This is a genomic window from Aliidiomarina soli (assembly GCF_003986975.1).
GTDB classification, from domain to species: domain Bacteria; phylum Pseudomonadota; class Gammaproteobacteria; order Enterobacterales; family Alteromonadaceae; genus Aliidiomarina; species Aliidiomarina soli.
Genome location: NZ_PIPO01000003.1, coordinates 58,228 through 80,679 on the forward strand (window position 1 = coordinate 58,228; position 22,452 = coordinate 80,679).

The following is a 22,452-nucleotide window of genomic DNA, read 5'->3' on the forward strand; positions in this document are numbered from 1 at the left end:
CTCCACTACTTATACGTATTTTTAGTCAGTTAACCTAGGTATGAGGCTTGTGGTGAAAAAAAGCAAGGGAAGCCAACCAGGGTTATAGTTAGTTTGTATCATTTTTGCTTAATGCTTTCATATCATTAATGAAATTACGAATCGGTGTAGGCAGCCCCACGCTGTCCAGCTGCTCCAGTGGATACAACCGCTGCGCGTTGGCGGTTTCTGCTACCGAGTTGAGCTGATGAGCCCACACTTTGGCCTGCAAGCGGTAATGGCTGAACTCGTGGGTGAATTCACCCACCAGACGCGCAGAGTAAGGTTGCTCCGTCAACTGCGGAATGCACCATAGTCCGCCCCAAATTCCGGGACTCTGCCGTTTTTCCAGCATTAATTCAGTAGCTGACGTGGTGTCATTAATAAGCCAGGCGAAATGCGCGTCTTTGACCGGTTTGGTTTTGCGCTTCTTCGCCGACGGCAGTTCCCCAATTTTATTCTGTTGAAATGCAAAACAGTTTTCCTGCAGAGGACAGCGCTGGCATTCAGGGTTACTCTTTTTACAAAGTGTTGCACCAAGGTCAAGCACCCCCTGACTATAGCGTTCACTCTGTTTTTCCGGAGTGAGCAGTTCTGCGTGTTGCCACATGGTTTTATTAACCGCACTACTATTAGGTTCACCATAAATAGCGAACAATCGAGCATAGAGCCTTTTCACATTGCCATCGACAATGGGTCCGTAGTTGCTAAATGCAAAGGAGCGGATGGCACCCGCTGTATAACGGCCAATCCCAGGAATATCGTTTAATGACTTAAGGTCATCAGGGTAATGTCCTGCGTGCTGCTCGATCAGGTGTTGCGCCGCTTTGCGTAAGTTTCGTGCCCGCGAGTAGTAGCCGAGGCCTTGCCAGTGGGCCATAACCTCGTCTTCACTGGCGCTGGCTAGCGCAGACAAGGTCGGGAAGTCTGCCATCCAGCGCTGAAAATAAGGAATAACCGTAGTCACCTGAGTTTGTTGCAACATGATCTCGCTGACATGCACCCGGTACGGCGTTACGTCCTGTTGCCAGGGTAAGTCATGGCGACCGTGCTCAGCCTGCCAGTTGATGACTTGCTGACGAATATGGTGAACCTGAGAAGGGGTAAGAGGCATCTTGACTTGTTTTTCCCGTGCTAAACCGCATAATGACGAGCTTTTGAACAGTGTAACAGGTTTAAAAACCGCCATGAACGAGCAAACTGAGAAATTTACCCACCGTATTCGTAGCTTTGTAAAGCGGGAAGGGCGCCTGACCAAAGGCCAGGCCGCAGCGCTGGAACGTCAATGGCCTGACAAAGGTTTACAGCACCAGGCTGACAGCATCGACTTCGACAAGGCGTTCGGTCGCCCGGCACCGCTGGTACTGGAGATCGGCTTTGGTATGGGTCATTCGTTGGTGGAAATGGCCAAGGCCGACCCGGACAGTAACTACATTGGTATTGAAGTACACGGGCCGGGAGTAGGCGCCTGCCTGATGGAAGCTGAAGCCCAGGGTGTGGAAAACCTGCGCATATTTCAGCATGACGCGGTGGAGATTCTGCAGGATTGCGTGGCAGACGAAAGTTTGGCTAAAATTCAGGTCTTCTTCCCCGATCCTTGGCACAAGAAACGCCATCATAAGCGTCGCTTGATCCGGCCTGAGTTCGTTCAGTTAATGCATGCAAAGCTGCAACATGGCGGTATTCTGCATCTGGCCACTGACTGGGAAAACTATGCCGAGCACATGCTTGAAGTGATGCAGGGCGAGCAAGGCTGGGACAACCTGTCAGCGAACGGTGATTATGTTCCGCGGCCGGATTCACGCCCGTTGACTAAGTTTGAGCAGCGTGGACAGCGTTTAGGCCATGGCGTTTGGGACTTGCAGTTCAAAAAGAGCTAAACCTCGACCAGCTCGGTTAATATGCTGTTCAGATAGAGGCGACCACGCGGCGTTGTTTGCCAGTGGTCGCTTTTATTGGTCAGTAACCCCTGCTGAATCGATTTTTTAAGAACCTGATCAGCGTCTTCCAGTGACAAACCTGTGTAGTCGACAAAGCTGCTTTTCAACGCCGGTTCGAGTAAACGTAACTGATTCATAAAGAACTCGAACACGCGCTCTTTCTTCGCCACATCCCAACTGCGATATAAATACGGTCGGCTTAAATCAAGGTAGCCGCGTGGGTGTTTGACCTTTTCGGTGCGCAAAATGCGGTTCTCTGCGGGTAAGGTCACCTTACCGTGAGCCCCGCAGCCGATTCCAAGATAGTCACCGAAGCGCCAGTAATTCAGATTATGCTGGCCGCGGTGGCCGGTTTTTCCGTACGCACTTACTTCGTACTGCTCGTAACCGGCGGCTGCAAGCCGTTGATGGCCCTGTTCGTATATATCCCACAGGGTATCGTCATCGGGCAGTGTGGGTGGCTGGCTGGCGAACAGGGTATTGGGTTCGATGGTCAGCTGATACCAGGATATGTGCGGGGGCTGCAGGGCAATAATGCCGTCCAGATCGCTGATTGCCTCGGCTTCGGTTTGATCAGGCAGACCATGCATCAGGTCAAGGTTAAAACTACTGAGGAGTCCTTGCTGACGAAGTTCACCCGCCAGTTCTGCGGCGGCACGTGCCTGAGCCGGGTCATGAATTCTGCCTAAGCGTTTTAGATGCTGTTCTATCAGGCTCTGCACACCAATCGAGAGCCGGTTAACACCGCCCTTGCTGAAACCGGCAAAACGCTCAGCTTCAAAGGTGCCCGGGTTTGCTTCAAGGGTGATCTCTATATCGTCGGCGAACGGAATTAACCCTTCAACCTCATGCAGTAAGCGCGCTATGCCATCTGCACTGAACAGGCTAGGCGTGCCGCCGCCAATAAAGATACTTTGCAACGGTCGGCCCTGAACCCATTTCAAGTCTGCACGCAGGTCATCAAGCAGACAATTAATATAGGCTTGTTCGGGGATCACCTCTGGTTGAGCGTGTGAATTGAAATCACAGTAAGGGCATTTCTGCACACACCAGGGGATGTGAATATAGAGACTAAGCGGAGGCAGTGTAAGCATAAGATCCTGGTTACAGTAAACGGCGCAATTGCGCCAGTGCTTTGCCGCGGTGACTGAGCATACGCTTGTCTTCAGGGCTCAGTTCGGCCGCACTGCAGCCTTTTTCCGCAACAAAAAATACCGGGTCATAGCCGAAACCGCCATCCCCGGCAGGGGTATCCAGAATTCGTCCTTCCCATTCGCCCTGACAGATAATAGGGGTCGGGTCGTTCGCATGCTGCATAAAAACCAGCGCACAGATGAAACGAGCGGTACGGGCGTGCAACGCAACGCCGTCCAGTTGCTCAAGTAATTTGCTGACGTTGTCCGTGTCACTGGCCCCGACACCGGCAAAGCGTGCCGAATAAATACCAGGTGCTCCGCCTAACGCATCAACGGCCAGGCCGGAGTCATCCGCTAAAGCCGGAAGCCCTGTCTGTTCACAGGCGTGGCGTGCTTTGAGAATGGCATTTTCGACGAAGGTTAAACCGGTTTCTTCAACATCGCTGAAGTTCCACTCGCTTTGTGGGCGGACCTGCCAACCCATAGGGGCCAGCAAGGCATCAAGCTCTTTCACCTTTCCTTTATTGCTGGTGGCAAGTACGATGGATTTAGTTGCTGTCATATGGCTGGCTCACCCATTGGCTACACTGAGATGTGGTCAGTATACCCTGAAAGCGCAGCGGCGAAAATGGAAGCTATGGCGTATTATGCTAATATGCTATATCAAAATGAGTTATTAGACGTAAAATGCTTTAAGGCGCAAATTAAGTTTCGCAGAAATTTTAACTAGGGTGATTACCTGTTCATGGATGTTGTTAATCTTATTATTTTTGCCGCCGGGGCCATGCTGGTTGTCAGCATTCTGGCGAGTATCGTTTCGGCCCGGTCCGGGGCACCGCTGTTGTTGGTGTTCCTGGTCATTGGCATGCTCGCTGGCGAACAGGGTATTTTAGGCATCGAGTTTGATAACCCGGATATTGCGCTATTGATCGGTTCCATCGCCTTAGTCATTATTTTGTTCGACGGGGGGATGCGCACCCACCCCGAACGCTTCCGTGTCGCGCTCGCACCTGCAGCAACCCTCGCTTCGGTTGGGGTTATCATCACCTGCGTTATTACTGGGTTGGCTGCGGCCTTTCTGTTCAATCTCAGCTGGACCGAAGGGCTTTTGCTGGGCGCTATCTTAAGTTCAACAGACGCCGCCGCGGTGTTCTCAATTTTCCAGTCGCAAGGTCTGCGGATTAAAGAGCGTGTCGCATCGACCCTTGAAATTGAATCCGGTAGTAACGACCCCATGGCGGTTATTTTAACGGTGACCCTGGTTTCCGTATTGGCCGCGCCAGATACCAAACTGGGCCCTATGGTGGTGGTGCATGTCATGCAGCAAGCGGTGGTCGGCGCACTGGTGGGGTATCTCAGTGGTCGTCTGTTTGTGTATGCCTGTCGTAAACTGCCGTTAAGCTTCGCGTTTTTTCCGTTGCTGGCAGTCGGCGGTGCAATTATGGTCTACGCCATTACCGCGAAACTTGGCGGCAGTGGCTTCCTCGCGGTGTATTTGATGGGCTATCTGATCGGTAACGCGCGCCTGCCTCAGGTGATGCATATTCTGCGTGTGCATGACGGACTCGCCTGGCTGAGTCAGATTGTAATGTTCCTGATGCTTGGGATCCTGATGACCCCATCGTCTATCTTCGAAGTTGGCATCCCTGCGCTGGTATTGGCCGCAGTGCTAATTCTGGTCGCTCGTCCGCTGGCGGTGTTCGTTAGCTTGCTGCCGTTCCGCTTTCCCTGGCGCGACCAGGTGTTTATCAGCTGGGTCGGCTTACGCGGCGCGGTGCCCATTGTACTGGCATTGTTCCCCTGGATGGCCGGGCTGGAAAACCAGCAACTGTATTTTGAGATCGCCTTCTTCGTGGTACTGGTGTCGCTGATGGTTCAGGGCTGGAGTATTTTGCCGGTGGCACGCTGGCTCAAGTTAGAAGTCCCGCCGGAGCCCGAACCTGATTACCGGATGCCACTGGATATGGTGCCTGGCAACGAAGTGCTCGAAGTAGCCGCGTTTAAAATTGAAGACGACACCCCGGCCTGCGACCACCACTGGGATGAAATTAGCATTTCGGTGCCGGTTGAATTCGTTGGCCTGATCCGTGACGACAGCTGGATCCGACGTTTGTCCAACCCACTTATCAGTGCAGGGGATACCGTGCTGGTGATGGCGAAACAAACTGACCTGCGTAAAATTTCCGACGTGCTTGCCTCCAGCGGTACGGCGAAAGGGGTAACCAAAGCAAGTTTCTTTGGTGACTTTGTGCTAAATGCCGATGTTAAATTGCAGGACTTAACGGTGTTCTACGCGCTACCCAGTGATACGCCGGAAGATTTACAGCAGAGCATTGATGATGTGATCCGTAAACGTTTCCGCCGCCGGGTGGTAGTCGGGGACAACGTGACCCTGGGCAACCTGGTGTTGACCGTACGCGATGTGGCTGAGAATGGCGATATTCTGAAAGTGGGTGTGAAGCCCACTAGTTAGCGGGCTTCACTGCATGCTTGCGGTTTCCGATGCGCCGTTACTGCCGATAGAAAGTGTGGTTAAAGTTGAGTGTTTGCTCATCGGTGCCGCTACGGATGGTAACAAAGAAACGTAAGGTGTCTTCGCGACCGTGAGGCACTTGGGCAATGTAATAGATGGCCTCGCCATCGACATGGCGGCGAAAGGTCAGATTGCGTCGCTGGCCAGGCTCGTTGAGCGTATAACCAGTCACCTGAACACGCTGCGCCTCACGCTCCTCGGACGTTGCATCTAACACGGAAATGTTCACAACCCCCTGCGAGTTACTCCGTGTCAGCTGATAACGGGTTGCGATTTCAGGCAGCAAAAAGGTGCTGGGGAAGGCACTGTAATGTACCTCCCAGTCACCCAGTCGCTGGTAGGTCTGCCCATCATCTTCACGCTGTTGCCCATACAGCGAGGTGCTGAATAAGCTCAGTACAACTAAACAGCCTAGCCAAATCTGTTTCATCGGTGTGGTACTCCTGTGTTGAAGTTAACAGCTCTCTCGAGCCCTTATCAGAAACCAATCCAGATACGGAGAAACTGGATTACCAGCAACACCACGATTACCGACAGATCGAGCCCGCCAATCGGGGGGATAATCCGACGCACAGGGCGCAGCACGGGTTCAGTCAACTGGTGCATGACCAGCTCCAGCGGATTACTGCCGCTACTGAACCAGCTTAAAATGGCGCGAATAAAGATAATCCAGAACATCAGCTGGAGCACGGTTCCGATAAAGAACTGCACGCCTGCCACAATTAACACCATGATATCGGCAGTGACGCCCATCATGCTGGCGCGGATATAGATAGCTATCATGCTCAATACCAAGGCCAGCAGTAAAGCGGCTAAATCGAGGCGTCCCGGGGAGGGGATTAGCCGATGCAGCGGACGTAGAATTGGGTCGGTAATTTTAACCACAAACTGACTCAATGGATTGAAGTAATCCGCGCGCGCCAATTGCAGCCAGATGCGCATGGTAACCGCCATAATATATAGCGTGAATAGCGTCTGAATTAAAAAAAGTAAGCCTTCGTTCATGGTAAAGCCCTGTAGTGAATTAAATATCTGGTTATGGTTGCACGGCGCACCTGTACCACTTTGTTAAAACAGTTTGGCCATTTCCTGGTTGCGTGCAACGGCCGCTTTGACTGCATCTGCTGAAATCTTATCGAGCTTCGCATTTTGATAGACTTCAACACCTTTGGCCGTAGAGCCGCCTTTACTGGTTACTTGCTTGCGCAGGTCGACGAGAGACAGTTCACTTTGGCTGGCCATTGAGGCTGCGCCTAATGCAGTCTGCTGAACCATTGTCCGGGCATCCTCGGTGGAGAAACCAAGTTCTTCGGCCACCTGTTGCAAGCCTGCCATAAATTCAAAGAAATACGCGGGGCCGCTGCCGGCGACCGCGCCCAGCACGTCAATGCCATCTTCGTCTGAAACCCAGATGGTTTTGCCAACGTAGTCGAATACTTCAGTGACAAAGTCTTTGTCATTCTCGGTGACCTGGCTGTCGGCTGCCAGTCCGGACACGCCTTCACCGACCAGGGATGGCGTATTTGGCATCACCCGAATCATACGGACATCGTCGCCCAGGTATTGATGGTATTTTTCGATCCGAATACCAGCCGCAATAGTAATCACCAGCTTGTCTGCCAGGTTGGGCAAGTTCTCGCGTAAGTGAGCGCAAACATCAGCCATCAATTGAGGTTTAACCGACAACACGATGACGTCCGCTTTACTGGCAACCTCGATATTATCCTGGGAGGTCTGAATACCGTGCTTTTCTTCCAGGGTGTCGAGCTTTGGCCGGCTCGGATTGCTGGCGAAAATAGCGCTCGCCGGATAGCCGCCGCGGACCATACCGCCAATGATACTTTGTGGCATGTTACCTGCGCCAATGAATGCAATAGTACGGGTGTTAGCCATGAAAAATCCTTATGCTTGTCGTTTACCGAAAATAGAAGTGCCAATACGAACCATTGTTGAGCCGTGCTCAATAGCCGGCTCAAGATCATTGCTCATGCCTAATGATAGCGTATCGACCTGAGGATAGTGGGTTTGTAACTGTTTGAATGCGTTGGCAAGGGCACTGAAGCTTTGCTGCTGTTGTGCGTTGCTGGCATCGGCTGCAGGAATAGCCATCAGACCCCGCAGCTGAAGCCGGGGAAGCTGTGCTAGCTGAGCGGCAAAATCGGCGATGTCGTCGATTGCAATCCCGGCTTTGCTTGCTTCATTATCGATATTAACCTGAACCAGAACCTGCAACGGCGCTTGGTCATCGCTGCGCTGGTCGTTTAACCGGCGTGCAATTTTGAGACGGTCGAGGCTTTGCATCCAGGCAAAATTGTCAGCTACCAGCTTGGTTTTATTGGACTGCAGCGGACCGATGAAATGCCAGACGATATCCGATAAGTCAGCAAGTTCGGCTATTTTATCGACCCCTTCCTGGACGTAGTTTTCGCCAAAGTCCCGCTGCCCCGCCTGATATGCTGCACGAACTGCCGAGGCTGGTTTGGTTTTACTCACCGCCAGAATACGCACTGACTGCGGCGCTCTGCAGGCCTGTTCACAAGCCTTCTGAACGCGTCGCTGCTGCTCTGCTAACGCTGTGGCAATCGCCTCTGAATCAGCCATTGTCATCGGTTTTCCTCTAGCGAATCAATTGCTTTCCACTAGGATAATAACATTAACGCGGCGATTTCTCAGGCTCATTTTTGAACCGCAGTTTGGGCTCTGAATGCCCTTTACTACGCCGAAGAGGCCACCAATAACGACGTAACAAACAAATACCTCAACAACCAAGAGATGACGAATATGGATATTCATCGATTACTGGCGCAGACGCTGGCAAAAGGCGCATCAGACCTGCACTTGTCGGTTGGCGCGAAGGCGATGTTGCGGGTCGACGGCGACATACTCAGCGCAGGCGGCGAGAGGCTTGATCGCGACGATCTGGAGTTAGCCTTTACTCAATTAATGACCGCCGCGCAGCGTGCCCAGTACAAGCGTTACCAAGAGCTCGATTTCGCTTATGAGCTAGCTAGTGGGGCACGCTTTCGGGTCAATGCGTTCTGTCAGCAGCGGGGCCCAGCAGCCGTCTTGCGCGCCATCCCGGGTGGGGTTAAAAGTCTTGATGAGTTGCAGGCGCCGGCTGTGCTAAAGGAGATAGCGCAACTGCAACGCGGTTTGGTGCTGGTGACAGGCCCTACTGGCTCGGGCAAGTCGACGACGCTGGCAGCGATGGTTGATTACATCAATGCCCACTACCCACATCATATTCTGACCATTGAAGATCCGGTTGAGTTGGTGCACCAGAATAAGCTCAGCCTGGTTAATCAGCGTGAAGTTCACCGTGATACCAGCAGCTTTGCTGTGGCATTGCGGGCCGCGTTGCGTGAAGACCCCGACGTCATTCTGGTCGGTGAGCTGCGCGATCTGGAAACCATACGCCTGGCGCTGACGGCTGCAGAGACCGGCCATTTGGTATTCGCAACCTTACATACGACGTCGGCACCGAAGACCATTGACCGCATCGTGGATGTGTTTCCAGGAGATGAAAAAGGCATGGTCCGGACCATGTTATCCGAATCGCTGCGTGCGGTTATTTCCCAGTTACTAGTGAAACGGGTCGACGGTGGACGCGTGGCGGCCCATGAAATTATGTGGGTAACCCCTGCAATTAGAAATTTGATCCGTGAGGATAGTATCGGTCAGATCGCATCCGCTATGCAGACCGGGGCGGCGAGCGGTATGCAAACCATGCCCCAGGCGTTAATCAGTTTGCAGCAGCGCGGTGAAGTGGCTGAGGCACTGGTTCAGCAGATGCTTGACCGTGACATAGCTGGATACTCTGGCAGTGGACGGCGCTAAACGGTAAACTAGCGGCCTATTGAAAGAGCGCGAATTACAGCCTGCGCTGATCCAACCACACAGAGGTAGCCGCGAATGCGAGTGCTGGGTATTGAAACATCCTGTGATGAAACCGGAATTGCGGTATACGACACAGAGCGGGGCCTGTTGGCGCACCAATTGTACAGTCAGGTAAAGCTGCACGCCGACTATGGTGGCGTGGTACCGGAACTGGCCTCGCGTGACCATGTTCGCAAGACCTTGCCATTAATTAAACGGGCGCTGGCAGAAGCAGGTCTGCAGGCGCAGGACATTGATGGAGTTGCTTATACCGCTGGCCCTGGGCTGGTTGGGGCATTAATGGTTGGTGCCTGCATTGGACGAAGTCTGGCTTACGGCTGGGGAGTGCCGGCGTTAGCGGTTCACCATATGGAAGGGCACTTGCTTGCCCCGATGCTGGAAGTAGACCAGCCAGCCTTCCCTTTTGTCGCATTGCTGGTGTCTGGTGGGCATACCATGCTGGTTCGTGTGGATGGCATTGGCCAGTATCAGCTACTGGGCGAGTCTATCGACGATGCCGCAGGCGAAGCGTTCGACAAAACAGCCAAACTAATGGGGCTGGATTATCCGGGCGGACCGCGGCTGGCTAAACTGGCAGAACAGGGCCAGGTTAACCCGGAGTTTGTCTTTCCACGTCCGATGACAGATCGCCCGGGTCTGGACTTTTCGTTCAGCGGCCTAAAAACCGCTGCCGCCAATGCGATTAAAAAAAGTGATGGCACTGAGCAGAGCAGGGCGGACATCGCGCTGGCATTTCAGCAGGCCGTGGTCGATACCTTAGCTATTAAGTGCAAACGGGCCTTGCAGCAATCGGGTTTGAAACGTTTAGTGGTCGCTGGTGGGGTCAGTGCCAATCTTGAGTTGCGCCGACAACTGGCGGATTTAACCACCCAACTTGGTGGCGAGGTGTTTTATCCGCGCGCTGAATTCTGCACTGACAATGGGGCGATGATTGCGTTTGCTGGTGCTCAACGTCTACAGGCGGGGCAGTCTGAAGATCTTGCTGTAATCACCCGGCCGCGCTGGCCGTTGCAGGAATTACCCGCCGTTAACGCTTCCTGAAGCTAACTTCTTCACCGCGGCAAAGCCGGACGATGTTATGGCGATGGCGCCAGATAATCAGCGCTGCCAGCATAATCGCCGGTACAGTGTATTGTGGCTTAATAATGAAAGCATAGACTGGCGCCAGGCTAACGGTTATTAAGGCGGCCAATGAAGAGACCCGGGTCATGCCAAACATTAACAGCCAGGTTGCGATAAGTAGCAGTGCCATTTCCCAGGCAATTGGAAACATCGCGCCAAGCGCAGTTGCAACCGCTTTGCCGCCTTTGAAATCGAAATACAATGGGTAGATGTGGCCGAGACAGGCAGCAATAGCGACCCAGGCTAAAATGAACGGGTCCAGACCGAAATAATAAGCCAGCCAAACCGGTAGCATGCCTTTCAAAACGTCCATCAGCAATGTCAGCAGCGCCGGCGTCCAGCCGCCAAGACGGTAGACATTGGTCGTGCCGGGGTTACCAGACCCGCGTAAACGAGGGTCGTCGAGTTCGAAAAGCCGACAAATAATAACCGCGCTACTGATTGAACCTAGTAGATAGGCTGAAAGAATCATAAGGAGTGCAAGCGCGGACATTTGGGTTTTGCCTTTCAGTTAGGGTAGTATTTGGCGGTTTCGGGCTGCTCGTTTTTTTAAGAGGCTCAGTTTTAAGGAGCTAAGAATAAAAGGTTTGTTAGAAAAATGCTATCCGACCAGCTGTCTTTACCTGATTTTGTAATTTTCATTGCAAGTGATGGCAAATAGAACCACAACATAGAGACGACAACGATGACCGACCGGGTGCTGATTGAAGGTTTACGAATAGATGCCACGATAGGTATTTACGACTGGGAAAAGAAAGTTCGCCAACCGCTGTTGCTGGATATTGAAATGGCCTGGGACAATCGACGCCCGGGGCTCAGCGATGACATCCAGGATGCTCTCGACTATGAAGCTGTGAGTAACGAACTGACAGCCCTGGTGCAGCGTAAACCCTATGAACTGATTGAACGTGTCGCCGAAGAGGCGGCATCCATGGTGATGTCCACCTTTGCGGTGACCTGGCTGCGGATTAAGGTAAGTAAACCGACAGCACTTAAAAATGCAGTGTCGGTTGCGGTGCAGATAGAACGGGGAACGCGTGACTGAGATATTTATTGGGCTCGGCAGTAATATTGACCCGGAGCGGAATATCCGTGCTGGCGTGCGTCGCCTGAATCAGTATTTTTCTTCTTTACGACTGTCCTCGGTGTACGAAAGTGAAGCGGTTGGTTTTGATGGCGATAACTTCCTCAACCTGGTCGTGCAGGCACGCACTGACCTCGCTATCAATGAATTGCAGCAGCTCTTTAAGGATATAGAAGTTGAACACGGGCGGGCGCTGAACGCGGAAAAATACACCGCGCGGACGCTGGATCTCGACTTGCTGCTGTATGATGACTGCGTGCAACCCGCTAAGGGCAGCGAGCAGCCTGAACTACCGCGTGGGGAAATTCTTTTTAATAGTTTTGTGTTGTTACCTCTGGCAGAGCTGGTGCCGCACTACCGCCACCCGGTAAACCAGCTTAGCTATCTCAGTTTGTGGCAGTCGTTGCGCGATTCCAGCGCTCAGGTTTTGTGGCCTGTTCATTTTGACTGGGGGCAGCGGAACTGAATCCTAGTTTGCTGCAACCCCCGGTACTATCTTTATTGCAGAGCCCGGCAAACCGCTTCATGGCGTTTATCCTTAAGTGCCTGCCCCAGAGCAGCTCCCTGTAAACCCAACTCCATCAGGGTTTGTGGGTTAACTGTCTGATAGGCAACAGCCGCCTGGCTAAGTCGTTGCCTGACGTCGGCGCTGCCCCAGTCGAGCAGATCCAGTGTGGTTAACAGATCCTGCCAGCGTTCGGGACGCCGGATGGGATCAGCCCGCTGAATGACTTTGGTTACTGCATTTGCGCAGTCGGCATTGAGTCTGGTCGGCTCCAGTTCTTGCTTTAGCAATGTCACCAGTGCGCTTAGTTCGGCACATTCATTCGGAACACGCAGGGTTGCGGCAAGCTCCCGGTCGTCGCTTATAACCCCTTCGCTGAGTATCGCCTGAGCAAAAATAGTGTAGGCAATGTTTAACCTGTAGTCCGCTTCGCTTTGCAATGAATGGCGCAGAACCTCGAGTGACGACCAGCTCACCGGCTGCCAGTGGTTAACACCAAGTAGCTGAGGCCAGGCATTGAGCTCATCCAGAATACGGCAGAACACATCCGGGGATGGACCCAACAGGCTGCGACTCAATTCCTGCCAAATACGCTCTTTAGCCAGGTGGCCGAGTTCCTCCGCCGCCACCATACTCTGCATCAGTTGCCAGGTTTCGTCGGCAACACTGAACCCCAGTGGTTCGAAGCGAGCAGCAAACCTTGCTAGCCGCAGAATACGCAATGGATCTTCGCTAAAAGCGGCCGAGACATGGCGTAAGCTGCGGCGCTGGATATCGAGTTGCCCCTGGTAAGGGTCAATCAGCGTGCCGTCGGCGGCTTTGGCAATGGCATTGATGGTCAGATCACGACGTTGCAGGTCATCCTCAAGCGTGACATCAGGCGCTGCATAGCAATCAAACCCGGTATAGCCTTTGCCTGATTTACGCTCGGTGCGAGCCAGCGCGTATTCTTCCCGTGATTCAGGATGGAGGAAGACGGGGAAGTCTTTGCCTACCTGAGTAAAGCCCTGCGCTACCATCTCGTCGGGGGTCGCACCAACCACCACATAGTCACGTTCGTGCACATCAAGGCCAAGTAACTCATCGCGGACAGCGCCGCCGACCAGGTAGGTTTTCAAGACAAATTCTCCAACTGTCAATATTTCGCAACGGGTCGATCCTAAGCAAGCACCTTAATAGCAGCATTTTGAAGTTGCAAGCAGCGAATAGCTTTGTAATGATACGCCTGAATCAAACACACGTTTGAAACTAGTGTTTTTCTAACGCCTTGCTGATCAGTCGGTAAGGGGTGTCAGCTGGTCAGGAGGTAGTTGTGAGCGACTATAAAGCATCGTTACAGGATATGAATTTCGTACTGCACGAAGTATTTGGCGTAGCAGACGACTGGGCTGTTATGCCTGAATTGCAGGAGATGATGGACGCCGACACGGCAACTGCCATTCTCGAAGAGGCCGCCAAGGTTACTGAAGGGCTGATAGCACCCAATGCACGCAATGCCGATGAACAGGGTGTCAGCTACCGTGATGCTACGGTAACCACCCCGGACGGTTACAAAGAGGCGTTCAGGCAGTTGGCCGAAGGCGGCTGGGTTGGGGTAACGGCAAACCCTGAGCTGGGCGGTATGGGTCTGCCGAAAGTTATTTCAGCACAGTATGAAGAAATGATGTGTGCGGCGGATATTTCCTTTTCGCTTTATTCAGGGCTGACCGCAGGTGCCATTATCGCCCTCGATTCCCATGCCAGTGACGAGATTAAGCAAACCTATATTCCGCGCATGGCGGCAGGTGAATGGACGGGAACCATGTGCCTGACCGAACCTCACGCCGGAACTGATTTGGGGATTATTCGGACCAAAGCGGAGCCTCAGGCTGATGGCAGTTTTGCCCTGAGTGGAACAAAGATCTTTATCACCGGTGGTGAGCACGACTTAACTGACAACATCATTCACCTGGTGCTGGCTAAGTTGCCTGATGCACTGGCTGGTTCCAAAGGTATTTCACTCTTTATTGTGCCTAAGTTCCTGGTCAATGACGATGGTTCACTGGGCGAGCGCAATGCAGTCGCTGCGGGTTCCGTGGAACATAAAATGGGTATCCATGGTTCAGCAACCTGTGTGATGAACTTTGACGGCGCTAAAGGCTGGCTGGTCGGTGAACCAAACCGAGGTCTGGCTGCGATGTTTACGATGATGAACTACGAGCGGCTGGGTGTGGGTATTCAGGGACTGGGCGCAGCAGCGCGTTCCTACGGCACCGCACTCGACTATGCCAAAGACCGCCGTCAGGGCCGTGGCGCCAAGGCGACCCAGGACACCTCAGCCAGTGCTGATACCTTGCTGGTACATGGCGATATCCGCCGTATGCTATTGACAATGAAAGCTTTCATTGAAGGTGGCCGGGCGTTCTCAAGCTATGTCGGGCAACAGTTAGATCGGGCCAAATATGCGCCACATGTCGAAGAGCGTGAAGCAGCGGATAAACTGGTTGCGTTGCTGACCCCTGTGGCCAAAGCCTTTATGACGGATACCGGATTAGAAGCGACCATTCATGGTCAGCAGATCCTTGGTGGTCATGGGTATGTACGTGAATGGGGTCAGGAACAGTGGGTACGTGACTGCCGTATTGCACAAATTTACGAGGGTACGAACGGTATCCAGGCGCTTGATTTGCTGGGACGTAAAGTGGCAGGTTCACGCGGCGAGCTGCTGAAACCTTTGCTCGCGGATATCGAAAAGACCTTAAACGAGGCGGGCGACAACTGGAGCAAAGAAGCGGCGCAATTGCGCGCAGCGACCGAGGCTCTGGTGAGCGTTACTGAAGGTATTCTGAAACAGGTACCTACTGATGAAAACATCATCAATAGCCTGGCGGTGGAGTACTTGCAATTAGTCGGTTACGTGGCGTACGCCTATCTGTGGCTGCGCATGGCGCTAGTGGCGGAAGCGAGTGACAGCACCGATTCCTTCTATTCAGCCAAGGTTAAGACAGCACGTTTTTACTTTGCTAAGTTATTGCCTCGTATTGACGGTCTGGTGGGAGCACTGGAGTCTGGTTCAGAGAGCCTCTACCTGCATGACGAGGACGACTTTTAATCGTTAGCCGATTGCTATAAGACTGAAAAAAAGCCACTTCAGGGCAGAAACCTGAGGTGGCTTTTTTAATTGCCTAGTTGGTGTTTGAGTCGACTAACCAGATTCAGTAAACCAACTAAGGAAGTACCCGCCAGTGATGACAGTCCGGGTTGTGACGAATATCGTGACGGATCTGTTTGTCGTAGGCCGGTTTGAGATGGGTGATCCAGATTTTTTTCGGTTGTTCAGCCAGCCCATCCAGAGTTTCCAGTACCAGAGTAGGGGTCATGTGTTTTGACTGTCGTGCAATATCAAGCTTGTTGTCAGGAAAGGCACACTCGATCATCAGGGTATCAATGTGACCAAGCCGGTTAAGCTCGTCGATTAGTGTTTCGCTGACCGTGGTATCGGCACTGAAAACGAAATGGCTCTTGCTGTCTTTAATACTGAAGCCCACGGTGGGAACCGAATGTTCGACGAAGAACGGAGTGATTTCATACCCTTGAAGCTTAAAACTACGCCAGGGCTGAATCGCGACAAACTCAAGAATCGGGGCTTGCGGGGTCGGCAACTGAGTAAAGTCCGGCCAGACCTGATAATTGAAAACGCAGTCTTTCAGTATCTCAATGGTTTCCGGTAATGCGTGGACACGCACAGGCTTGTCAGTGTGGTCGAAAAGGTTGGCCAGAAAGCCGGGTAGATCACTGATATGGTCCATATGTGAATGGGTTAGCAGGACATCTTCAATTTTACGCTGCTCATCAAGCGTCAGTTTACTTAAGCCTGAGCCAGCGTCGATGAGTAAATGCTCGCCGAGGCGCAGACATGTGGTTCCCATATTGCGAACGTTTCCACTGACCCCACCACTGCAGCCAAGAATATCTATATCCATACTCAGTTTCCTTTATCGACTATCCAATTAATCTAGCTCGCTAGCCTAGACTCTGTAAAGGCGGATAAATTCAACATTCAAGCGCGGGGCTTGAATGTTGAATTGGTCTGACCAAATTTAGCGCTGATGGAGCATGGCTTCGATAGCCTGTTCGTTCGGTGCACCCTGTACCATCTGAACCACACCATTTTGATCTTTAAAGAAGGTGGCTGGTGTTGAGCTCAGGTTCAGGCTGCGCAGGAGTGAGTGGTTCTGCTGCAAAATCGGGTTACCTTGACGAAGGGCACTGCCTTGCATCAGGATCCCGCCATCATCAAAAGTCGTCATATGCTCGCTGAGTGCTGCAGCAGGGTCGTCTGAACCCAGAATAGTTGCCGCAATAGAGGGGCTCGCTTCGCGAATGATGCCTACCATAATATGGCGTAACTGAACCTGACCAGACTCTATATAGGGCTTCATGCTTTCATGCATCTGCCGACAGTAGGGGCAGAATGGGTCGGTAAAGGTATACAGGGTATGCTCCGCATCGTCACTGCCTTCCTGTATCCAGTTTGCCTGCTCTAACTCGACCCAGGCGTCAGCGTAACGAGGCTCTTCAATCAAGCGGCGTATATGAGCCGCACCCATGTCGCGACCGTCACTGTCTATCCAGGTGCCAACGAAGGCATTCTGACCGTCAGCGGTGGCGTAAATAGCCAGACCCTGGCCCTGAAATTCACCGACATAGCCGGTCATCCCATCTGGTCCTTCGAAGCTGCCTTTGATCTCGACACCCTGATTAGCGACGTTCTGTACCGGCGGAGGCAGCTCGTCACTGGCATTTGCACCACAGGCACTTAGTAGCAGGCTGGCAGCCAGTGTTAGTATAATTCGGGGATGGTTTACAGCCATTTAGGGCTCCTTTGCTGATATATCATAGGTTGAAGTTAAGTACTTTAGTCACTGGCTTTACTCAGGCGAGCGTGTTGAGCAACTCTCGGGTGCGCAAGTTTTGTTCGTTATAGATACTCAACACGCGCGGGTTTACTTTGCCGCCATGGCCGTGAGCAGCGTGCTCGACATTAATAACCATACTCACCAGGCCACCTAACACGCCACGCTGTTTAAGTGCGGCTTGTTGGATTTCGTCGCTGACCGTCAGTTGACCGATAAACGCCTCTTTGTCGACGCCGATCAAAATATCCACCCCAGACAACAGGGCAGCAAGAAATGCCTGTTCGGCTTTGCCTTGTAAGGCCTGGTTATTACGTGCAAGTTCCGCACAGGCCATGGCACGAGTCAGCACATGATGAACTGAGGCGGTTGAACCGCCTTCGAGGGAGGCAATCAACACCACCCAACGCTTCAGCTGTTCTAAACCAATACGCATCAATGCTTGTTGTAATGACGATATTTCCGACTGACCGCGGTAAAACGGACTATTGGCAATTTTCAATAACTTCAGCGACATGGTTGGTTCACGTGAAACGGCTTCAGTAAGCTTCTGGATATCGACTTCTGCACTGTAAAGCAGTTGAATGATTTGACCCAGATTGACCCCCGCCGGGTTAATTTTCTGGCCGGTTATCGTGATCGGACGGCTCAAAAAGTAGCCCTGAAAATAATCAAACCCTAACCTTTTGTAGTGCTCTAATTGGGCGTGCGTTTCTACCCGTTCAGCCAGCCATTTCATCGGCTTATTACTGAGTGCATTGCGGATTTTCTGCAATTGCTCTGGCGAAGTCTGCTCGATATCAATCTTGACCACGTCGCAATATTTAAACAGCGGCTGCCAGGCCGGAGAAAGCTCGAAATCATCCAGCGCAAAGCGGAATCCTTTTTTATGCCATCGGGCGATGGCTTCAATCAGTTCCGGGGTGGGCTCGATACGCTCGACCAGCTCAACGATGACGCGAGAAGGCTCCAATGGTAAAAACGCATCAGACAGCACAAAGTCTTTCGATACGTTAATATACAGCGGGTGATTAAAGCCTTCAAACTGCTCAGTGATGCCGGTGCACAACTGAAAAATAAGTTCACTGGTGGCGTACTCTTCGCCAACATCGAGTACGCTTAGTCCGTTGTCATTGCGATACAACAGTTCACCGCCAACAATGTCCAACTGACGGTCATAAATAGGCTGGTATGCGAGTAAGGTTGAATTGTCCATAATACGAGTTCGCCACTGCCTCCGCTTTATTAGCACACTACATTACGTGATTCTAACGTGCTAGCCATTGTATAGATAGCGCCGTCACTTGAGTGGGATACGTTTATTTGTCCGTTTATGGATTGCAGGGATTCAATATTCAGGCCCCGCGCTCGTTTCATGAAGCGGCGGGATGGTGTAGAATTCGTGCCCATAATTGGGTAACTAGTAAATAGAGTGAGTGCATGTCTGAGTTGGCGAAGGAAGTGGCTGCTGAAGTAGCTAAACGGCGTACTTTTGCGATTATTTCGCACCCTGATGCGGGTAAAACCACGATCACCGAAAAAGTACTTTTGCATGGTCAGAAGCTGCAAAAGGCGGGTACCGTTAAAGGTAAAAAATCGGGACAACACGCCAAGTCAGACTGGATGGAGATGGAAAAGGAACGGGGCATCTCAGTGACCACCTCGGTGATGCAGTTTCCGTATCATGACGAACTGGTCAACTTATTAGACACGCCGGGCCACGAAGATTTCTCTGAAGATACTTACCGTACACTCACTGCGGTCGATTCCTGCCTGATGGTAATTGATAGTGCTAAAGGTGTAGAGACCAGAACCATCAAACTGATGGACGTTACACGCCTGCGCGACACGCCGATTCTGACCTTTATGAACAAGGTGGATCGGGATACACGCGACCCGTTTGAACTGCTTGATGAAGTAGAAAATGTTCTAAAAATCATGTGTGCGCCGATTACCTGGCCAATCGGTTCAGGGAAAAACTTTAAAGGCGTTTACCACCTGATTCGCGACGAAACCATTTTCTATAAGAGCGGCCAGGGTCATCGTATTCAGGAAGTCGATATCATTAAAGGGCTGGATAATCCTGAGCTGGATAAGCGCATTGGAGTGTGGGCAGACGAATTGCGTGAACAGATTGACCTGGTTCGTGGTGCTTCGAATGAGTTCGATCAGGAAATGTTCATGGCCGGTGAGCTCACCCCGGTGTTTTTCGGCACCGCGTTGGGCAACTTTGGTGTTGACCATATGCTGGATGGCCTGGTTGAATGGGCGCCGACCCCGCTGGGCCGGGAAACGGATAAAGCACAGACTGTGTCTGCTGACTCACCCGATTTTTCCGGCTTCGTGTTTAAAATTCAGGCCAATATGGATCCGAAACACCGTGACCGCGTTGCGTTCATGCGCATTGTCTCGGGCAAATACGAAAAGGGCATGAAAATGAAGCACGTACGTCTTGGCAAAGATGTACGTATTGCGGATGCGCTGACCTTTCTCGCTGGTGACCGTGCCCATGTGGACGAAGCTTTCCCCGGTGACATTATAGGTTTGCATAACCACGGCACGATCCAGATTGGCGATACTTTCACGGCAGGTGATGACTTTAAGTTTGCTGGCATTCCGAACTTCGCGCCGGAACTTTTCCGTCGTATCCGGTTAAAAGATCCGCTTAAACAGAAGCAGCTACTGAAAGGGCTGGTGCAGTTATCAGAGGAAGGCGCGGTGCAGGTGTTCCGTCCGTTAATCAGCAACGACTTAATTGTTGGCGCGGTCGGGGTTCTGCAATTTGATGTGGTCGTTCACCGTCTTAAATCTGAATACAACGTGGATGCCATTTACGAGAATATTCAGGTAGCGACCGCACGCTGGGTGTACTCCAGTGATTCGAAGAAGCTTGATGAGTTCCGCCGTAAAGCCGAGCACAACCTGGCGCTGGATGGGGGCGACAATCTGACCTATATAGCACCCACCATGGCCAACCTGAGCTTAACTCAGGAACGCTATCCGGATATTGAATTTGAGCATACGCGCGAGCACTGATCTGCTACGCGCGATATATTCTCAGAGTGCTAGTTCAGGCTAACGTAAAAGGGTGAGAATGCGCGATAGATCTTTCTCGTCGAGGCAATAGTCGGCAATGTCGCGCAGTATTGGTTTGGCCATAAACGCGATACCAAAACCGGCGGCCTGTAACATGGGCAGGTCGTTCGCGCCGTCGCCGACCGCAAGCACCTGAGAACGCGGTAAGCCATATTGATTCGTCAACTGCACCAGAGTGTCAGCTTTTACCTCGGCATCGACAATACGGCCACCGAGCGTACCTGTGAGGCAGTCGTTGTCATCAATCTCAAGGTAGTTGCTGACCACCACATCAAAATTAAAGCGTCGCGCCAGTTCATCCGCAAACCAGGTAAAGCCACCGGACACCAGCACCGTGCGCCAGCGTCGTTCACGTAAGGTATTTAATAACTCCGCCACTCCCGGCATCACCGGCAGCTCGTCGCGAATGCTGTCGAGGACTTCAAGGTGGACTCCTTTAAGCGCGGCTACGCGTTCAGTTAAACTTGCCACAAAATCAATTTCACCGCGCATCGCGCGTTCCGTTATAGCCGCTACCTTTTCACCACAGCCTGCTGCTGCCGCGATGGCATCAATGCATTCCATGTCAATTAAGGTGGAGTCCATATCGAACACAGCCATGCCGCGTTCGGCCAATATGGGGGCTGGCCGGGGGCGGCCTGCTGCTTGAGTACTCACGACGAATCCTTATTTTTGTTGTGTCTTGGTTCTCAGGGAACGGTCGCTTTATTAAAGCGCTAAGTACCAATTTTAGCAAAGAATAACGACGCTAAATGAACTACTTACGGGGTGGCGGGGTAAACCAGCTATCAATCTGTCAAAAGCTAGCGTGTCGGCACGCTTTATTATAGTATGACCAGCATGAAAGAGACCTTGATTGATTGGACCAAGCACTGGTTTGTGACCGGTGAACATCTATATCGACGCATTCTGCAGCTGCTGGTCGCCTTAGCGCTTATCCTTTGGATTGCGCTAACCTGGTTTGGAGCTGAGCAACGCGGCGAGGATGTGCGCATCCTGCATACCGAACAATTGGCGCGAGTGATTCTTGCTCAGGCTTCGCATGAAGCCCGGGTCTGGATTTCAGACGACAATGTGGATGCGCTGCAGGGGTTGGCTGAACATTTGCGGCGTCAGGAGGCTATTCTTGAAGTTTCGATCCAGGATGCGCAGGGTCAATCATTGATCCGGGCGGGCCATGACCTGCCCGTGCAGACTTTTCTCAACAGCCTGCCAGCCCCAATGTGGGCGGTGCCAATGGTGCAACCAATTGAAGAAGAAGGCGATGCAATCGGCTTTATGCGCATTACCTTTGACTACAATCGGATCATGTCTGATTCACGCATTTATCAGCGCGACTATCAGCAAAAGACCGGCTTCATGCTTTTCCTCGCTGTGGTTGCCGGTATGCTGTTTGCCGCTGCACTGCTAAAACGACGTCCCCGCCGGGTTCCGCCTGTAGAGTAGTCCTATGGCTGCACTAATAGACACTCATTGCCATTTAAATTTCACTGAATTTGATGATGACCGCGCGGAGATGCTGATGCGCGCGCATCAGGTCGGGGTGACGCATTTGGTGGTGCCCGGCGTTAGCAAAGCAAGCTGGGCTCAGCAACGCAATTTCGCCAGACACTATCAGAACTGGCACAACGCTTTCGGTTTGCACCCTTACTTTATTGCCGAGCACCAGCACTCAGACCTTGAGCAGCTTAGCATTGAGCTTGGCAAAGGGGGCGCGGTGGCTGTCGGTGAGATAGGTTTGGATGCCACCTGTGAGGCAATGGATAAACAACGGCAGTTATTGCAGGCGCAATTGCAAATAGCCGTGGATTTTGACTTGCCAGTTATTTTGCATCACCGCAAAACTCTCGATGAAATTTTAAAAATGGTACGTGACAGCGGCCTTACCCGAGGGGTGGTACACGCATTCAGTGGCAGCCAGCAACAGGCTGAGGCGTGGGTTGAGCAGGGCTTCTCGCTTGGGGTCGGCGGCGTTATTACCTATACCCGCGCTCGCAAGACCCGTGCGGCTATCGGTGCGTTGCCATTACATGCTTTACTGCTGGAAACGGACAGTCCGGATATGCCGACCTGTGGCAAACAAGGGCAGCGCAACGAACCGTCTTATATCACCCGGGTATTTGATGCATTGTGCAGCCTTCGTTCGGAATCCCCTGAGGTTGTACGCGAGGCGCTATGGCAGAATTCACGCCGGCTGTTTAACCTCAATTGCTAAAGGTCTGCCCT

Annotated in this window: 23 protein-coding genes; 10 read left to right on the forward strand and 13 right to left on the reverse strand. The window is 52.3% G+C overall.

All coding sequences use genetic code 11. The features are described from left to right. Window positions 1–88: 88 nt before the first annotated feature. Window positions 89–1,132, reverse strand: a complete 1,044-nt coding sequence (gene mutY, locus CWE14_RS06795) for an A/G-specific adenine glycosylase (protein ID WP_198676553.1) — start codon at window positions 1,130–1,132, stop codon at window positions 89–91. Between the two features lie 73 nt (window positions 1,133–1,205). Between mutY and trmB the strand changes: the two genes are divergently transcribed. Then, window positions 1,206–1,898, forward strand: a complete 693-nt coding sequence (gene trmB / locus CWE14_RS06800; protein ID WP_126798707.1) for a tRNA (guanosine(46)-N7)-methyltransferase TrmB — start codon at window positions 1,206–1,208, stop codon at window positions 1,896–1,898. Here the strand turns inward: trmB and hemW are convergent. Together hemW and rdgB are read right to left on the reverse strand one after the other, a co-directional pair. Further along, complete coding sequence (gene hemW / locus CWE14_RS06805; protein ID WP_126798708.1) at window positions 1,895–3,052, reverse strand: radical SAM family heme chaperone HemW; 1,158 nt, start codon at window positions 3,050–3,052, stop codon at window positions 1,895–1,897. The genes trmB and hemW overlap by 4 nt on opposite strands. Before the next feature lie 10 nt (window positions 3,053–3,062). Continuing rightward, window positions 3,063–3,656, reverse strand: coding sequence for an RdgB/HAM1 family non-canonical purine NTP pyrophosphatase (gene rdgB / locus CWE14_RS06810; protein WP_126789926.1), 594 nt, complete (start codon window positions 3,654–3,656; stop codon window positions 3,063–3,065). A 183-nt stretch (window positions 3,657–3,839) separates the two neighbouring features. Here rdgB and CWE14_RS06815 point away from each other — a divergent pair, with 183 nt between their 5' ends. Next, complete coding sequence (locus tag CWE14_RS06815) at window positions 3,840–5,567, forward strand: potassium/proton antiporter (RefSeq protein WP_126798709.1); 1,728 nt, start codon at window positions 3,840–3,842, stop codon at window positions 5,565–5,567. A 37-nt stretch (window positions 5,568–5,604) separates the two neighbouring features. On the opposite strand, the gene CWE14_RS06820 is transcribed toward CWE14_RS06815, so the two are convergent. From CWE14_RS06820 to CWE14_RS06835, 4 genes are all read right to left on the reverse strand, one after another. Then, entirely contained in the window at window positions 5,605–6,057 is a 453-nt protein-coding gene (locus CWE14_RS06820; RefSeq protein WP_126798710.1) for a DUF4426 domain-containing protein, read from the reverse strand. Between the two features lie 47 nt (window positions 6,058–6,104). Further along, on the reverse strand, window positions 6,105–6,632 hold the full coding sequence (locus tag CWE14_RS06825; RefSeq protein WP_126798711.1) for a YggT family protein: 528 nt from the start codon (window positions 6,630–6,632) through the stop codon (window positions 6,105–6,107). Between the two features lie 63 nt (window positions 6,633–6,695). Next, window positions 6,696–7,520 carry a pyrroline-5-carboxylate reductase gene (gene proC / locus CWE14_RS06830; RefSeq protein WP_126798712.1) on the reverse strand — a complete coding sequence of 275 codons (825 nt, stop codon included), beginning with the start codon at window positions 7,518–7,520 and terminating at the stop codon, window positions 6,696–6,698. 9 nt (window positions 7,521–7,529) lie between these two features. Next, on the reverse strand, window positions 7,530–8,234 hold the full coding sequence (locus CWE14_RS06835; protein WP_420837100.1) for a YggS family pyridoxal phosphate-dependent enzyme: 705 nt from the start codon (window positions 8,232–8,234) through the stop codon (window positions 7,530–7,532). A 174-nt stretch (window positions 8,235–8,408) separates the two neighbouring features. Here CWE14_RS06835 and CWE14_RS06840 point away from each other — a divergent pair, with 174 nt between their 5' ends. Both CWE14_RS06840 and tsaD read left to right on the forward strand, forming a co-directional pair. Further along, a complete protein-coding gene (locus CWE14_RS06840; protein WP_126798714.1) occupies window positions 8,409–9,464 on the forward strand; it encodes a type IV pilus twitching motility protein PilT in 1,056 nt (351 codons plus the stop codon). A 75-nt stretch (window positions 9,465–9,539) separates the two neighbouring features. Beyond that, window positions 9,540–10,565 (forward strand): tRNA (adenosine(37)-N6)-threonylcarbamoyltransferase complex transferase subunit TsaD, encoded by a 1,026-nt coding sequence (gene tsaD, locus CWE14_RS06845; protein ID WP_126798715.1) that lies wholly within the window; start codon window positions 9,540–9,542, stop codon window positions 10,563–10,565. Here tsaD and plsY read toward each other — a convergent pair. After that, window positions 10,552–11,139, reverse strand: a complete 588-nt coding sequence (plsY, locus tag CWE14_RS06850) for a glycerol-3-phosphate 1-O-acyltransferase PlsY (protein ID WP_126798716.1) — start codon at window positions 11,137–11,139, stop codon at window positions 10,552–10,554. The two genes, tsaD and plsY, sit on opposite strands and share 14 nt — an antisense overlap. A gap of 192 nt (window positions 11,140–11,331) precedes the next feature. On the opposite strand from plsY, the gene folB reads away from it, so the two are divergent. Both folB and folK read left to right on the forward strand, forming a co-directional pair. Continuing rightward, window positions 11,332–11,691 carry a dihydroneopterin aldolase gene (gene folB, locus CWE14_RS06855; protein ID WP_126798717.1) on the forward strand — a complete coding sequence of 120 codons (360 nt, stop codon included), beginning with the start codon at window positions 11,332–11,334 and terminating at the stop codon, window positions 11,689–11,691. Then, window positions 11,684–12,196 carry a 2-amino-4-hydroxy-6-hydroxymethyldihydropteridine diphosphokinase gene (folK, locus tag CWE14_RS06860; protein WP_126798718.1) on the forward strand — a complete coding sequence of 171 codons (513 nt, stop codon included), beginning with the start codon at window positions 11,684–11,686 and terminating at the stop codon, window positions 12,194–12,196. Before folB ends, folK begins: the two co-directional genes overlap by 8 nt. Window positions 12,197–12,228: 32 nt before the next feature. Here folK and CWE14_RS06865 read toward each other — a convergent pair whose 3' ends face one another. Continuing rightward, the gene (locus CWE14_RS06865) at window positions 12,229–13,353 is read right to left on the reverse strand and encodes a tRNA nucleotidyltransferase/poly(A) polymerase-related protein (RefSeq protein ID WP_126798719.1); all 1,125 of its coding nucleotides are present in this window, start codon (window positions 13,351–13,353) and stop codon (window positions 12,229–12,231) included. A gap of 194 nt (window positions 13,354–13,547) precedes the next feature. On the opposite strand from CWE14_RS06865, the gene CWE14_RS06870 reads away from it, so the two are divergent. Continuing rightward, on the forward strand, window positions 13,548–15,326 hold the full coding sequence (locus tag CWE14_RS06870) for an acyl-CoA dehydrogenase C-terminal domain-containing protein (RefSeq protein ID WP_126798720.1): 1,779 nt from the start codon (window positions 13,548–13,550) through the stop codon (window positions 15,324–15,326). 115 nt (window positions 15,327–15,441) lie between these two features. On the opposite strand, the gene CWE14_RS06875 is transcribed toward CWE14_RS06870, so the two are convergent. The 3 genes from CWE14_RS06875 to CWE14_RS06885 form a co-directional block, all read right to left on the reverse strand. Next, a complete protein-coding gene (locus CWE14_RS06875) occupies window positions 15,442–16,197 on the reverse strand; it encodes a 3',5'-cyclic-nucleotide phosphodiesterase (RefSeq protein ID WP_126798721.1) in 756 nt (251 codons plus the stop codon). 117 nt (window positions 16,198–16,314) lie between these two features. After that, window positions 16,315–17,088: a thiol:disulfide interchange protein DsbG gene (gene dsbG, locus CWE14_RS06880; RefSeq protein ID WP_126798722.1), complete on the reverse strand. Its 774-nt coding sequence runs from the start codon at window positions 17,086–17,088 to the stop codon at window positions 16,315–16,317. 61 nt (window positions 17,089–17,149) lie between these two features. Next, the gene (locus CWE14_RS06885; RefSeq protein ID WP_275065553.1) at window positions 17,150–18,382 is read right to left on the reverse strand and encodes an EAL and HDOD domain-containing protein; all 1,233 of its coding nucleotides are present in this window, start codon (window positions 18,380–18,382) and stop codon (window positions 17,150–17,152) included. Between the two features lie 188 nt (window positions 18,383–18,570). Here CWE14_RS06885 and prfC point away from each other — a divergent pair, with 188 nt between their 5' ends. After that, complete coding sequence (prfC, locus tag CWE14_RS06890; protein ID WP_126798724.1) at window positions 18,571–20,166, forward strand: peptide chain release factor 3; 1,596 nt, start codon at window positions 18,571–18,573, stop codon at window positions 20,164–20,166. A 39-nt stretch (window positions 20,167–20,205) separates the two neighbouring features. Here the strand turns inward: prfC and serB are convergent, their stop codons facing one another. Beyond that, complete coding sequence (gene serB / locus CWE14_RS06895; RefSeq protein ID WP_241972345.1) at window positions 20,206–20,883, reverse strand: phosphoserine phosphatase SerB; 678 nt, start codon at window positions 20,881–20,883, stop codon at window positions 20,206–20,208. Window positions 20,884–21,066: 183 nt separating this feature from the next. Here serB and CWE14_RS06900 point away from each other — a divergent pair, with 183 nt between their 5' ends. Together CWE14_RS06900 and CWE14_RS06905 are read left to right on the forward strand one after the other, a co-directional pair. Further along, a complete protein-coding gene (locus CWE14_RS06900; RefSeq protein WP_157981788.1) occupies window positions 21,067–21,672 on the forward strand; it encodes an AhpA/YtjB family protein in 606 nt (201 codons plus the stop codon). 4 nt (window positions 21,673–21,676) lie between these two features. Continuing rightward, complete coding sequence (locus tag CWE14_RS06905) at window positions 21,677–22,441, forward strand: TatD family hydrolase (protein WP_126798726.1); 765 nt, start codon at window positions 21,677–21,679, stop codon at window positions 22,439–22,441. Window positions 22,442–22,452: the final 11 nt, after the last annotated feature.

Bases quoted from the DNA above. Each gene is read 5' to 3' on its own strand.
- mutY (WP_198676553.1), bottom strand. From the start codon at position 1,132: ATGCCTCTTACCCCTTCTCAGGTTCACCATATTCGTCAGCAAGTCATC.
- trmB (WP_126798707.1), top strand. From the start codon at position 1,206: ATGAACGAGCAAACTGAGAAATTTACCCACCGTATTCGTAGCTTTGTA.
- hemW (WP_126798708.1), bottom strand. From the start codon at position 3,052: ATGCTTACACTGCCTCCGCTTAGTCTCTATATTCACATCCCCTGGTGT.
- rdgB (WP_126789926.1), bottom strand. From the start codon at position 3,656: ATGACAGCAACTAAATCCATCGTACTTGCCACCAGCAATAAAGGAAAG.
- CWE14_RS06815 (WP_126798709.1), top strand. From the start codon at position 3,840: ATGGATGTTGTTAATCTTATTATTTTTGCCGCCGGGGCCATGCTGGTT.
- CWE14_RS06820 (WP_126798710.1), bottom strand. From the start codon at position 6,057: ATGAAACAGATTTGGCTAGGCTGTTTAGTTGTACTGAGCTTATTCAGC.
- CWE14_RS06825 (WP_126798711.1), bottom strand. From the start codon at position 6,632: ATGAACGAAGGCTTACTTTTTTTAATTCAGACGCTATTCACGCTATAT.
- proC (WP_126798712.1), bottom strand. From the start codon at position 7,520: ATGGCTAACACCCGTACTATTGCATTCATTGGCGCAGGTAACATGCCA.
- CWE14_RS06835 (WP_420837100.1), bottom strand. From the start codon at position 8,234: ATGACAATGGCTGATTCAGAGGCGATTGCCACAGCGTTAGCAGAGCAG.
- CWE14_RS06840 (WP_126798714.1), top strand. From the start codon at position 8,409: ATGGATATTCATCGATTACTGGCGCAGACGCTGGCAAAAGGCGCATCA.
- tsaD (WP_126798715.1), top strand. From the start codon at position 9,540: ATGCGAGTGCTGGGTATTGAAACATCCTGTGATGAAACCGGAATTGCG.
- plsY (WP_126798716.1), bottom strand. From the start codon at position 11,139: ATGTCCGCGCTTGCACTCCTTATGATTCTTTCAGCCTATCTACTAGGT.
- folB (WP_126798717.1), top strand. From the start codon at position 11,332: ATGACCGACCGGGTGCTGATTGAAGGTTTACGAATAGATGCCACGATA.
- CWE14_RS06875 (WP_126798721.1), bottom strand. From the start codon at position 16,197: ATGGATATAGATATTCTTGGCTGCAGTGGTGGGGTCAGTGGAAACGTT.
- dsbG (WP_126798722.1), bottom strand. From the start codon at position 17,088: ATGGCTGTAAACCATCCCCGAATTATACTAACACTGGCTGCCAGCCTG.
- prfC (WP_126798724.1), top strand. From the start codon at position 18,571: ATGTCTGAGTTGGCGAAGGAAGTGGCTGCTGAAGTAGCTAAACGGCGT.
- CWE14_RS06900 (WP_157981788.1), top strand. From the start codon at position 21,067: ATGAAAGAGACCTTGATTGATTGGACCAAGCACTGGTTTGTGACCGGT.
- CWE14_RS06905 (WP_126798726.1), top strand. From the start codon at position 21,677: ATGGCTGCACTAATAGACACTCATTGCCATTTAAATTTCACTGAATTT.